The sequence below is a fragment of the Sphaerotilus uruguayifluvii genome, from assembly GCF_013294065.1.
Lineage (GTDB): Bacteria > Pseudomonadota > Gammaproteobacteria > Burkholderiales > Burkholderiaceae_C > Sphaerotilus > Sphaerotilus uruguayifluvii.
Window position 1 is genome coordinate 124,566 of sequence record NZ_JABSNM010000001.1, and the last position, 12,520, is coordinate 137,085.

General features: G+C 58.6%; 9 protein-coding genes. 6 read left to right on the forward strand and 3 right to left on the reverse strand.

The window, feature by feature from the left end; all coding sequences use genetic code 11:
- Positions 1-107: 107 nt before the first annotated feature.
- From HNQ01_RS00575 to HNQ01_RS00585, 3 genes are all read right to left on the reverse strand, one after another.
- Complete coding sequence (locus tag HNQ01_RS00575; protein WP_173803372.1) at positions 108-3,050, reverse strand: ATP-binding domain-containing protein; 2,943 nt, start codon at positions 3,048-3,050, stop codon at positions 108-110.
- A 266-nt stretch (positions 3,051-3,316) separates the two neighbouring features.
- Positions 3,317-5,524, reverse strand: a complete 2,208-nt coding sequence (locus HNQ01_RS00580; protein ID WP_173803373.1) for a malate synthase G — start codon at positions 5,522-5,524, stop codon at positions 3,317-3,319.
- 60 nt (positions 5,525-5,584) lie between these two features.
- Positions 5,585-6,283: a haloacid dehalogenase type II gene (locus HNQ01_RS00585; RefSeq protein ID WP_173803374.1), complete on the reverse strand. Its 699-nt coding sequence runs from the start codon at positions 6,281-6,283 to the stop codon at positions 5,585-5,587.
- A gap of 1,156 nt (positions 6,284-7,439) precedes the next feature.
- Here HNQ01_RS00585 and HNQ01_RS00590 point away from each other — a divergent pair.
- From HNQ01_RS00590 to ypfJ, 6 genes are all read left to right on the forward strand, one after another.
- Positions 7,440-7,727, forward strand: coding sequence for a hypothetical protein (locus HNQ01_RS00590; protein WP_173803375.1), 288 nt, complete (start codon positions 7,440-7,442; stop codon positions 7,725-7,727).
- A 107-nt stretch (positions 7,728-7,834) separates the two neighbouring features.
- Positions 7,835-8,395 (forward strand): hypothetical protein, encoded by a 561-nt coding sequence (locus tag HNQ01_RS00595; protein ID WP_173803376.1) that lies wholly within the window; start codon positions 7,835-7,837, stop codon positions 8,393-8,395.
- A gap of 116 nt (positions 8,396-8,511) precedes the next feature.
- Positions 8,512-9,807 carry a hypothetical protein gene (locus HNQ01_RS00600; RefSeq protein ID WP_173803377.1) on the forward strand — a complete coding sequence of 432 codons (1,296 nt, stop codon included), beginning with the start codon at positions 8,512-8,514 and terminating at the stop codon, positions 9,805-9,807.
- Between the two features lie 343 nt (positions 9,808-10,150).
- Entirely contained in the window at positions 10,151-10,462 is a 312-nt protein-coding gene (locus HNQ01_RS00605) for a 4a-hydroxytetrahydrobiopterin dehydratase (RefSeq protein WP_434801475.1), read from the forward strand.
- Positions 10,463-10,608: 146 nt separating this feature from the next.
- A complete protein-coding gene (locus HNQ01_RS00610) occupies positions 10,609-11,523 on the forward strand; it encodes a LysR family transcriptional regulator (RefSeq protein ID WP_173803378.1) in 915 nt (304 codons plus the stop codon).
- 88 nt (positions 11,524-11,611) lie between these two features.
- Positions 11,612-12,505 carry a KPN_02809 family neutral zinc metallopeptidase gene (gene ypfJ, locus HNQ01_RS00615; RefSeq protein ID WP_173803379.1) on the forward strand — a complete coding sequence of 298 codons (894 nt, stop codon included), beginning with the start codon at positions 11,612-11,614 and terminating at the stop codon, positions 12,503-12,505.
- Positions 12,506-12,520: the final 15 nt, after the last annotated feature.

The following is a 12,520-nucleotide window of genomic DNA, read 5'->3' on the forward strand; positions in this document are numbered from 1 at the left end:
ATGCCCGCGCACCACCGCCCCCGTCATGCCCGCGCTCCCTCCCCGTCATGCCCGCGAAGGCGGGCACCCACGCAGGGCACTGCGGCCCCCATCGTGGGCCCTCGCCATCAATTCTTCAAAAGCGCATCAAATTTTTTGATAACCGCCAACAGTTTCCCATGAACCGAACTTTTTCGATGAACCAGAGTTAATGATCGTCTTGCGCGAGTAATACCAACATAAAATCTATTAATATCAGATATAGCATCGAAATCAAAACTTTCCGTATGCACCAACAACACATCATCAAACTCCAACCCTTTCGCATTAGCCACGTCTGCGAAATGTCTTACATGCCGACGCGACAGATTAACTGTCTCAGAAATCTCAGCATCAATCATTTCCTCTCGCAGCACACCCATCATTCTTTTATATGTACGTTCAGCAATTTTTGAGTTCGGAAAAAGAACTGCTACTGTATGGTGATCATTTATTTTTTTGAGTGCACTCAAAATTTCTGCATCAACCTCTGAGTTATCAACACACTTGACAATTTTTGGGCGCACGACGGCATCTCCATCCGCCTTAGCACGCAACACAATTTTATGTGCAGGCAAGGCATCCCCATTAAAAACAGATCGAAAAATCGCACTAAACAAAGATAATCCAGGAACATTCGTTTGCCTGAGATTATCAGAAAGCTTTACACGAGGAACTGATTGCCCAGGAAAACAAGCCTCAACGTCGATTGAATTACCGTGATGCAACTTTTGAGCCAAATCACCAACAACTGTCACGGCACGATATTTTTTATTTGCCTGCTGCACCATCAAATAAACTTGTTGTTCGGTAAAGTCTTGGACTTCATCCACAAAAACAGCCTGATAGCCCTGTGGCGCCAACAATGACTTAAACGCCTTCTGCGAGTACCCTCGGCACAAAACATGCGCAACACACAACAATAAATCCTTATCCTCTTCTTTTAATCTTAGATTCACCAATCTATTTGATGTAGCCTTCACCAAATCGCGAGAGGGAAAGCACTCCATATACCCACACAAAGCCTCCAGATAAAGATCAGGAAGCGCCTGAAACGGAGCCATTAACCTAGTCAAAATACGTTGAGTGAATACAGAATCTGGTGTTGAATTACCTCCTCCGTGCACGGGAAGCTTCAATCGACCTAAGCCCTTCTGAATAGAGAGTGGCTGGAGCTGATTATCAATACGCTGAAAAATTTTTTCAGTAGATTCCGGAGACAACGCCAAATACAATTGATTCAAACCAACAACTACACATGGAAAATCTTCACCCCTTGCATCTCGCACAAAAAGTTGGCCAGCTTTAAGCAAAGCAATGGAATTCACATCCAAGGAAACTTCCGGTCCCTTAGGAGCGCGACAAAACCTCAAGGCTTTATCAACGATTCCTCGAGCATCAGCAAAGACCATGCGCTGTCCAGATCGACGATAAAGAGCCGCCTTCTTAAAAATCATTTGCTCCGCCAGCGCACGCGCATCAGCAGCAAAAAAGGACTGCGTCCCGACCTCTACCCATAGCAAATTTGGATCCATCACGCGCTTGCGCAACTCATCCCACATGACACCAATTCGACTTGCAAGCCCATCCAACGAAAATTCACCTAGTTTCGCAGGAAGGGAAAGTTCTTCGCATATTTCCTTGAGTCGATTGGTCAGCAACGCGAGCGCTGGGATTCCAACGCGCTTCACTTGGCCTCGAAATTTCTCGTCAAAAACACAAACCAATTCATCCAGTTTTGGCAACTGTTTCATCAAATGCTGCGAAAGGTAGCGAGACATTGCTTGGTCAGTCGCATGAAGCCAATTCATGGTTGTTATATCGGGTGAAACGACCTCATCATCGGTGGATCCCATCCATGTCCGACCACCACCCGACGTGAGTTGGTAATGTTTTATCAGCTTCGCCCGCAAATCCCCAAACTCAAAGACAGGCAAATCATGCATATCTAATCGCTTGCATGTTTCACGAAGGTAACTAATTAATTCCCCCGTCCGAACAAAGCCAACACAACTTATTTGAGAAAATTCACCAGCATATTCCTTAGCCCAGTAATCATGCTCAGCCCCAAGTATTTGATAAAAACTTTTTTCATCAGTCACTGCGCGCATATCAAATGTAGTCAACATCTTCATTCGACCAAGCGCAGCAGATGTCTTTCCTGACCCTGCAACACCTTCAACAAACATAGGCCCCATCGGGGACCTGGAAATTATTCGACTCTGATCAATTGTTTGATTAGAGAAAAATCTCTCATTTAACCCAAAATAACCATCCGAAGCAGAATCCCCAGATCCAATCCTGAAATCATCATCTAAATCATAGTCTATCTCTAAAAATAGATCATCACCTGCATCAGAACGCTCTTTTGAAACAAGTAAATCAGATGCAAATCGTAAATTACTTTTCTCACGCAAATCACTCTGAATGCCGATCTGGTCAACCACGCCATCAGGATTTTCTGATTTTTCCACCTCATCACATTTAATATAAAGCAAATTATCAACGGCACCCCCCTTGACAAATTGACGGAGGTTTTTTATCTCAGCACTTCCTTGATCGCCATCAACCTGCATCCTTAAAAAATTTTTAACATTTACCTCGAAGTCAACTCCATCAAATCGATCAAACAGACGAACTTCATTTACACGATATTCACCCCATTTTACGCTTTCTCCTTCATATCCAAATAAAGCAATAACAGCCAATCTTCCCAACGGTGAATGCGGGCCACTGATCTCCGCACCAGTTCCTGTCGTACTCGCTTCAACAGGCGTCAGTCGAATAACCACACGTCCCGCCAACTCCGTATCAATAATCACAGTTTTCACATATCCATTTTTTCTCAACTGATCATAGATTGATACGTCTCTACGCATAGCCAATATCGCCTGCCGCGCAAAATCGTCGCCCACCCCCTCAGAAACATTTCTCGCGTCTCGCTTCTGTTGATCAGCGTAATCAATAACCTTCTCAAGAATGCTCAGCTCTTCAATAGAATATTCAACTTGCTTTTTGCTGGATAATTTCATACCAACTCCCAAACCTCAAAAAACAGCTAGGCCGCCGCTTAAAATACAACACCGTCTTACTCTACTTGGATGGTGCCGCAGATCGAATATACTCACCAGAACAAGAAAATTTCGCCTAAAAAAGCAAAAAAAGAGAACAGATTCACACAAATACGATTTATCAGATCCGAGGATCAAAAGATTTATGGCAGCACCGACCACGCGCATCCATCAAAAAAAACGGCGCCCCGCAGGGCGCCGCTCGTCTGGTCGACGTTGTTCTCTGATCAGGCCTGACCGGCCTTCACCTTCAGACGCCACGCATGCAGCAGCGGCTCGGTGTAGCCGCTCGGCTGTTCCTTGCCCTTGAAGACCAGGTCCAGCGCGGCCTGGAAGGCGGCGCCCTGCGGGTTGGCGACCAGCGACTTGTAGGCGGCGTCACCGGCGTTCTGCGCATCGACCTTGGCGGCCATGCGGTCGAAGGACTCGCGCACCTGCGCCTCGGTCACCACGCCGTGGTGCAGCCAGTTGGCGACGTGCTGGCTGGAGATGCGCAGCGTCGCGCGGTCTTCCATCAGGCCGATGTCGTTGATGTCGGGCACCTTCGAGCAGCCCACGCCCTGGTCGACCCAGCGCACCACGTAGCCCAGGATGCCCTGGATGTTGTTGTCGATCTCCTGCTGCTTCTCGACGTCGGACCACTTGGCCTCGGCGACCACGGGAATGGTCAGCAGGTCGGTCAGCAGCTTGGTGGTGACCTCGGCGTTGTCGGCGTCGCCGCTGGCCTCGATGGCCTTCTGCACGTCCGACACCAGCACCTGGTGGTAGTGCAGCGCGTGCAGCGTGGCGGCGGTCGGGCTCGGCGTCCAGGCGGTGTTGGCGCCGGCCTTCGGGTGGCCGATCTTCTGCTTGAGCATCTCGGCCATCAGGTCCGGCATCGCCCACATGCCCTTGCCGATCTGGGCGCGGCCGCGCAGGCCGCACTGCAGGCCGATCAGCACGTTGCGGCGCTCGTAGGCAGCGATCCAGCTGCTCGTCTTGATGTCGCCCTTGCGCATCATCGGGCCGGCCAGCATGGCGGTGTGCATCTCGTCGCCGGTGCGGTCCAGGAAGCCGGTGTTGATGAAGGCCACGCGCGACGAGGCGGCAGCGATGCAGGCCTTCAGGTTGACCGAGGTGCGGCGCTCCTCGTCCATGATGCCCAGCTTGACGGTCGAGTCGGCCAGGCCCAGCAGCTGCTCGACGCGGCTGAACAGCTCGCAGGCGAAGGCGACTTCGGCCGGGCCGTGCATCTTCGGCTTGACGATGTAGACCGAGCCCTTGCGCGAGTTGCGCAGGCCCGGCGTGCCCAGGCCCTTGAGGTCATGCAGCGCGATGGTCGTGGTGATGACCGCGTCCATGATTCCCTCGGGGATCTCGCGGCCGTCGGCGCCCCACAGGATGGCCGGGTTGGTCATCAGGTGGCCGACGTTGCGCACGAACAGCAGGCTGCGGCCGTGCAGCACCACTTCGCCCTGGCCGCTGGCGGCGGTGTAGACGCGGTCGGCGTTCAGGCCGCGCGTCATTTCCTTGCCGCCCTTCGAGAAGGTCTCGGTCAGCGTGCCGCGCAGGATGCCCAGCCAGTTGCCGTAGCCGACCAGCTTGTCCTCGGCGTCCACCGCGGCGACCGAGTCTTCCAGGTCGAGAATGGTCGACAGCGCGGCTTCCACCACCACGTCGGACACGCCGGCGGCGTCGCTGGCGCCGATGACGGTCGAGCGGTCGATGCGGATGTCGATGTGCAGGCCGTTGTGCGCCAGCAGGATGCTGGTCGGGTTGGCGGCGTCACCCTGGTAGCCGACCAGCTGGGCCGGGACTTCCAGGCCGGTGAAGGCGCCGCCGGTGGTCTTGACCACCAGCTGGCCGGCCTCGACCGCGTAGCCGGCAGCGGCCTTGTGGCTGGCGTTGACCAGCGGCGCGGCCTGGTCGAGGAAGTCGCGGGCGAAGGCGATGACCTTGGCGCCGCGCGCCGGGTTGTAGCCGCGGCCCTTCTCGGCGCCGCCTTCCTCGGAGATGGCGTCGGTGCCGTACAGCGCGTCATAGAGCGAACCCCAGCGCGCGTTGGCGGCGTTCAGCGCGTAGCGGGCGTTCAGGATCGGCACCACCAGCTGCGGGCCGGCCTGGATGGCCAGCTCGTCGTCGACGTTGGCGGTCGTGGTCTGCACCTCGGCCGGCACCGGCACGATGTAGCCGATCTTCTCCAGGAAGGCGCGGTAGGCGGCCATGTCGGCGACCGGGCCCGGGTTGGCCTGGTGCCAGCCGTCCATCTCGGTCTGGATGCGGTCGCGCTCCAGCAGCAGCGCGGCGTTCTTCGGCGCCAGGTCGCGCACGATCGCATCGAAGCCGGCCCAGAAGGCGGCCGAGTCGACGCCCGTGCCCGGCAGGACCTTGTCCTCGACGAAGCGGAACAGCTCGGTGGCCACTTGCAGGCCGTGGATGGGGGTGCGGTCGGTCATGGTGTCAGCCTCGGATGAGCGGTGAGAACGGTGAAGGAGGGTGGAACGAAACGGATCAGATCAGAAGAAGCCGAGCACGTCGCGCAGGCTGGTGCCGATGCGGGTGGGCTCGGTGCCGAGCGGGTCCAGCGGCAGGCCGGCGCGGTTGACCCACAGCGTGGTGTAGCCGAACCAGGTGGCGCCGATGGCGTCCCAGCCGTTGCTGGAGACGAAGAGGATCTGGCGCGCATTCAGGCCCAGCGTCTTCGGACCGAGCGCGTAGGCGCGCGGGTCCGTCTTGAAGGCGCGCGCCGGCTCGACGCTGATGACATGGTCGAGCAGCGGCCCCAGGCCGGCGCTGCGCACCGCGATGCCGAGCATGCCGGGGTCGCCGTTGCTCAGGATGCCGGCCGGGATGCCGCGCGCCTTCAGGCCTTCGAGCACCTCGCGCACCTCGGGGAAGGCGCTCAGGTGGCGGTACTGGTTCATCAGCGCCAGTTCGGCGTCGGTGTCGAGCACCTGGCCGAGCCGCGCGCAGGCGAAGCGCAGCGCATCGCGCGTCAGCTCCCAGAACGGGCGGTAGCGCGAGCCGTCGGGCGCGCTCATCGTCACCAGCCGGGTGTATTCGATCTGCTTGTCGCGCCACAGCAGCGCCAGCGCCTCGCCGCGGCCGGGAAAGCGCTGCTCGGCCACCAGCGCCACGCTGTAGACATCGAACAGCGTGCCGTAGGCGTCGAACAGGACGGCCTGGGGGGCGGTGGCGGCGGACAGCTTGTGCATGGTGGCATCACTTTATTGCAACCTTGCAAGATCATTGATGGCGCAAAAATTCAATGATTTGTGACTGAAATGCATGTAATTCCTGAACGGAGGACTTGTCGCCGGTGCACTCCGAGGGACCTGAGGGAGGGAAGGAGGGAGCGAAGGGGCAAGCCTCGACCCTGCACGCGGCGGCGATCACGCCGGCGTGTCGGGCTGGCCCCTGGCGGAACGGCGTGACGCGGACCCTCGGTCGGTCAGTCGGTCGCATTCGGGGGTCGCGGGCGGTTTCGACGCGCGCGACAGGCTGCCTTCAGGGCTCGAACGCCCCACCACACCCGTGGCAGCTTGCGCCTCTGGGTCGCCGGTGTCGTGGTTCCCGCTCTACCGGCGTGGGTGGCCCGCGCGCCGAGCCGGGACGCGCACAGGGGGCGACAAGTCCGTGGAAGAGAACCCCTGTGGCGTGACGTGCAGACGCGCGAACGCCGACGGGCGCCCCGAGAAAGTCAGGGGGCGCGCGGAGTCGGTCGGTCCGTGGTGAGCGGGGTCAGCGCAGGCGTGGCGGGCGGCGCAGCCAGCAGGGGATCAGACGAGCGGGGAAATGGAGGGCGTCAGCCATGAATGGCTCCAAGCGACAGGATTTGAACCTGCTGCTCCTCCCTGCCAAGAGAGGGGCGGCAGACCGTGCAGGTTGGCAGACCGGGCTTGGACCGGCAGGGGTTGCCCCCTCCCACACGGCCCGCCATAGACGGAACCATGCGCGCAGCTCACGCGCCGTAGGGGCGTGAAAAAGCCGCGTTGGGCGCGGCGGCTGCGCCAAGCTTCCGGGCTGCCAAGCCCGTGCCCGCAGTGGATGCGAGCGGGATGGATGCTACACCGACGCCAAGGGGCAGTGGTCTGCTCAGCATGTTGTTACATGTGAGGGGCTGGCGAACGGGGGGGGCCGCAGTGGACGAGCGGATCCGGGCGCGGGTATGCTGTTTCTGCATTTCGGGGCGTAACGGGTTACGCCAGCAGTGCAGGCTTTGGGGTCGTTTTTACGGGGAGCAAACCATGCAAGGCAGAAAAAAACTTCAATGCCGACAACAGTTTAGGCATATTCTTGCTGACGTGTTAGATGTCAGCAGACATGTTAGGCAGCGGGGCCGTAAGGTCTAAATTACGTTAAACAGCACCTATGACCGTTACTGTTCATCGTGCCGCCAATGGGCATCTTTTGCTGGAGTTGGGCGAAGCATCTGACGCTGCCTGGCACGGCCTGGCAGCGCTACTAGTCAATGAATACAAGTTCACTCGCATCGGCACTGCTGTGCTCGGCGCAGGCGAACAAATTCACCCGTCCTTCCAGGTGCCGGAATTCACGTTGGCTGCCGGTTGGGACAACTGGTCCGGGCATTACCTGCTTTCGGAGTCGGCCGAGGGTGATGCATTCATCGAGAGGCTGGCAGCCAGTGGTGCTGTTTAACCTTTCATTGCAGCGGACCTGCGCCAGCTGCGCTGGCTGGTCCGCTGAATTCAAACGTTAGACCATGATGTAATCAAAAACATCTTCACAACCAACCAGCAATCAAAATGAAAAAAGTTTACAAGAAAGTCATTCACTACAAATGTCTAGGAACCATATACTACCAAGGAAAAGCGTTTGCAGAAACTGGAAAAATTCTGATCGAGTCTGAAAATAAAAGGTTGTTTATTCCAGGCATGGTGAATATCTGTCTTGCAACAGAGATATTTCTTAAATCGATCAATGCCTCAATCAGTTACTTGGAAGACGAGATTGAAATAGAAGGGAGTGTAATTTACCAGGGGCGTGATGGTACTATAAAAATATCTCCCGGAGGTAAAGGGCATGCATTAAGCAAACTTTTCGAAAAAATTCCTGAAGAAGCTCAAAATGAGATCGCCAAATTTGCATCTCATAACGGATATACGGAATCTATCTATCTTGGATTAAAAGCATATGATGACACATTTGTGGAGTGGCGATATATTTATGAGAAAACCAACCTGGAAATTTTAACCACCCACCCATTAATTCCAATAATTAATGCCATCAAACAATACTGCGAAACAAATCTAGAAGCAGTAATCGGCGGGGATACATATGAAATAAAAGAGCACCCCAATGAATGAAATTATCTCTCTGAAATCTTATGCAAATATAGTCTAATTTTACGTTAGGCGTCATAATCGAATGTAGCGGCTTTCGGGGCTGGACTCCAAAGCAAAAATAACAGGGAGCAACTAGGTTGAACGAGGAACTGACTAAAGCATGCGAGGCCCTTGACGCCTTCGCAACCCAAGTTACAAACACCTGGGGTAACGACTCAACAATGACAGAAGCAGTTGGTTGGCATAGTCCGGCCCTGACACGACATGATTTGTCTGCATTACCACGAATGCTCGCAAGAGACTTGAGGAACGCTGACCCAGATTCAATCGATGAGGCTCTATTGCCTTTGGTACGCGACATTCCAAGGCGACTTCAGATTTTGCAGGGGAACACTCTGCCGCAGATGTTTGGGGGTAATTCACCGCAAGCCGTCCCTGCTTACGTAAACACCTTTGTTGGTCTTCGTTTAATACTCTCGACAATACTAGACTGGCAGGTCGTTAGCGACTCTAAAGCTATGCCAGCAGCGCTTGCTCGACGGGTGCGCTCGATAAGCGCAGAGCTTGAGCAACTGGCACCGAAGAAGGATGCCCTTGAAGCCCAGATTTCCGATATCAAGCGTGCTCACGCCGCTGCGGAGTCTCTGCCATTGGATCTACAAGCCCTAGCTGAAGCCAGAAAGACGCTCGCCGAAGCAGTTGAAGAGTCGACTCTGAAGGCTAAAGAGGCCGCCAGCAACTCTATGGAGTCGCAAAGGCGTGCTGAGGCGATGAAGAAGACGAACGAGGAGGCCGAGGCGGTACTTAAGCAGTGTGAGGAGGCTTACCGTGCGAGCACGAGCAGAGGCCTAGCAGCAGCATTTGACCAGCGGGCAACCCGACTCGGATGGTCGATGGTCGCCTGGACTGCGGGCCTACTTGCAGCTCTGGTTGCCGGCGCATACCTTGGCGTAGAGCGAATCCAAACACTCTCTACCGCTCTTTCCGCTCCCGACCCCAGATGGGGTGCGATCCTCATGCACTCCTTGCTATCGGTGGCAAGCATCGGCGCACCAATCTGGTTTGCTTGGCTTGCAACAAAGCAAATCGGACAACGCTTTCGTCTCGCCGAAGACTACTCATTCAAAGCCGCAGTGGCGCGCGCCTACGAAGGATATCGGAAGGAAGCGGCCAGAATTGATGCGGCCTTCGAAGCCCGCCTTTTCGACTCAGCACTTACCAGGCTGGAAGAAGCCCCGCTGCGTCTGGTTGAGTCCTCGTCTCACGGAAGCCCCTGGCACGAACTTGTCAACTCTCCCGCCTTTGCGAAGGCGGTACACGCTGTTCCAGAACTCCGGGACAAACTAGCTGAGATATCAAAGTCGGCTCTTGCGACTCTGGCGCGAAAGCAGAATCAAACAAGTACACAGAACGATTCCAAGGCAGCAGAGTAGCGATGACGCCTAACTACAAGGGCATCCCCGCGAAGTCAACAAAACCTCTCCGGGCGAGTTTTTATGAAACCCGTCTGAGCAGCGTTCAAACGATCCAACCAACGCACAAGAAACCAGCGACCGACAGGGAGAACAAGGTGCAGACCGCAAAACTACAACCGGTCTTTGCTGCGGCTGTCTCATGATGCGCGCTGGGCAAGCGCGGCGCCTATTGACAGCGTCCTCCGTATCACGCGCAGTGCGAGGGGATGGCCCTTTCATTCGTTCCAGCCGGCACGTTTGTGCTTGAGCTGGAGTTCCTGCTCTTCCCGGAATCAACCGCATCCACCGGAGAATCCAATTGATACTGCGACTGACTCAGCAAGAAATAGAGCACTTTCTTGCCAACGATCCGGGTGTCGGTCCAAGCAAGTGGAAAATTCAGGACGGAAGGTTGCACATCTCGTTGTCGTTTCCAGATTTTGTCAGCGCCTTTGCATTCATGACCGCCGTTGCAATGCTCGCTGAAAAGGCGGATCACCACCCAGAGTGGAGCAATGTCTACAACCGGGTGGACATCGGCTTGACCACACACGACGCCGGCGGCCTCACCAGCAGAGACATCAACCTCGCTCGCCAGATCGCTCGTGCCTATGCCCGTGGAAATGCCGGCTGAAAAAAGAGCGTCCGCACGGACGCGTTGTTCTCGATGTCGAACTGCGGGACTCGAGGCAGCGCAAGCAACTCCGCCTCGTGCAAGCGCATCGGCCGCTCGTTCCGCCGCCCACCCCTTCCGCCGCTCTTGCCCATCCCCCACCCCGCATGGACCGTCTCAAGCAGCTCGAAACCTTCGCCGCCGTCGTCAGCCGCGGCAGCCTGAGCGCCGCCGCGCAGGCCGAGGGCGTGGCGCCCGCCGTGATCGGCCGGCGCCTCGACGCGCTGGAAGAGCGCCTCGGCGTGAAGCTGATGGTGCGCACCACCCGCCGGCTCTCGCTCACCCACGAGGGCAGCGCCTTCCTGGAGGACTGCACCCGCATCCTGGCCGACATCGCCAGCGCCGAGGCCAGCGTCAGCGCCGGCGGCGTCAAGGCCAGCGGCCATGTGCGCATCACCGCGCCCGGCGGCTTCGGCCGGCGCCATGTCGCGCCGCTGGTGCCGGGCTTCCTGGCGCAGCACCCGGAGGTGTCGATCTCGCTGAACCTCTCCGACCGGGTGATCGATCTGGTCAACGAGGGCTACGACTGCGCGGTGCGCGTCGGCGACCTGCCCGACTCCAGCCTGATCTCGGTGCGGCTGGCCGACAACCGGCGGCTGTGCGTGGCCGCGCCGGCCTATCTGGCGCGCGCCGGCGTGCCGCAGCATCCGCTGGAGCTGATGCGCGGCGGCCATGAATGCCTGACGCTGAGTTCCGAGGCCAGCCAGTCGCGCGGCTGGGCCTTCACGATCGACGGCGAGGTGCAGCACCTGCGCCCGCCCGGCCGGCTCGACTGCACCGACGGCCAGGTGCTGCACGCCTGGTGCCTGGCCGGCCTGGGCCTGGCCTGGCGCAGCACCTGGGAGGTCGAGGCCGATCTGGCCGCCGGGCGGCTGATCAGCGTGCTCGACGCCCACGCCGCGCCGCCCAACGGCATCTACGCGGTGCTGCCGCATGTGCGCCACCTGCCGCTGCGGGTGCGGCTGTGGATCGACTTCCTGAAGCACTCCTACGCGACACCGGGCTACTGGACTGCAGGATGAGCCGCGGCCGCCCGCTTCATGGCAGCATGAGGTCGGCAACAATTCACGAACCCCCGAGTACCGGGAGCCTGCGCCGAGGAGAGCGACGATGAAGTGGGAAGGACAGCGCGAGAGCGACCAGATCGAGGACCGCCGCGACGGTGGCGGCGGCGGCGGCGGTGGCGGCATCCGCATCGGCGGCGGCCGCGGTGTCGGCCTGGGCACGATCGCGGTCGCGCTGGTGGCCAGCTGGGTCTTCGGCATCAACCCCGGCACGGTCATCAGCGTGCTCGGCAGCCTGCAGGGCGGCCAGGCCCCGGTCAGCCAGAGCACGCAGGGCACGCCGCACGCCAAGCCGCAGGACGAGAGCGCGCGCTTCGTCTCGACGGTGCTGGCCTCGACCGAGGACGTCTGGGGCCAGGTCTTCAGCGAATCGGGCCGCCAGTACCGCAAGCCGGTGCTGGTGCTCTACCGCGGCGCCACCCGCACCGCCTGCGGCACCGGCGAGGCGGCGATGGGCCCGTTCTACTGCCCCGGCGACCAGAAGGTCTACCTGGATCTGGACTTCTTCGACACGATGCGCCGCCAGCTCGGCGCGCCAGGCGACTTCGCGCAGGCCTATGTCGTCGCGCACGAGGTCGGCCACCACGTCCAGCATCTGCTCGGCGTGACCGACAAGGTCGACGCGCTGCGCAACCGCCAGAGCGAGGCGCAGGCCAACGCGATGTCGGTGCGCGTCGAGCTGCAGGCCGACTGCTTCGCCGGCGTCTGGGCCAGCCGCTCGCAGCAGGGCCGCCAGTGGCTCGAGCAGGGCGACCTGGAAGAGGCGATGAACGCCGCGCACCAGATCGGCGACGACACGCTGCAGCAGAACGCCGGCGGCGCGGTGCGCCCGGAGAGCTTCACGCACGGCACCAGCGCGCAGCGCATGCGCTGGTTCCAGCGCGGCTTCCAGAGCGGCCAGCCGGCGCAGTGCGACACCTTCCAGGCGCGCAGCCTCTGAAGCGCGCGCCGCGGA

Excerpts from the sequence above, each read along its gene's own strand:
- HNQ01_RS00585 (WP_173803374.1), bottom strand. The coding sequence starts at position 6,283 with ATGCACAAGCTGTCCGCCGCCACCGCCCCCCAGGCCGTCCTGTTCGAC.
- HNQ01_RS00610 (WP_173803378.1), top strand. The coding sequence starts at position 10,609 with ATGGACCGTCTCAAGCAGCTCGAAACCTTCGCCGCCGTCGTCAGCCGC.
- ypfJ (WP_173803379.1), top strand. The coding sequence starts at position 11,612 with ATGAAGTGGGAAGGACAGCGCGAGAGCGACCAGATCGAGGACCGCCGC.
- HNQ01_RS00595 (WP_173803376.1), top strand. The coding sequence starts at position 7,835 with ATGAAAAAAGTTTACAAGAAAGTCATTCACTACAAATGTCTAGGAACC.
- HNQ01_RS00575 (WP_173803372.1), bottom strand. The coding sequence starts at position 3,050 with ATGAAATTATCCAGCAAAAAGCAAGTTGAATATTCTATTGAAGAGCTG.
- HNQ01_RS00580 (WP_173803373.1), bottom strand. The coding sequence starts at position 5,524 with ATGACCGACCGCACCCCCATCCACGGCCTGCAAGTGGCCACCGAGCTG.
- HNQ01_RS00590 (WP_173803375.1), top strand. The coding sequence starts at position 7,440 with ATGACCGTTACTGTTCATCGTGCCGCCAATGGGCATCTTTTGCTGGAG.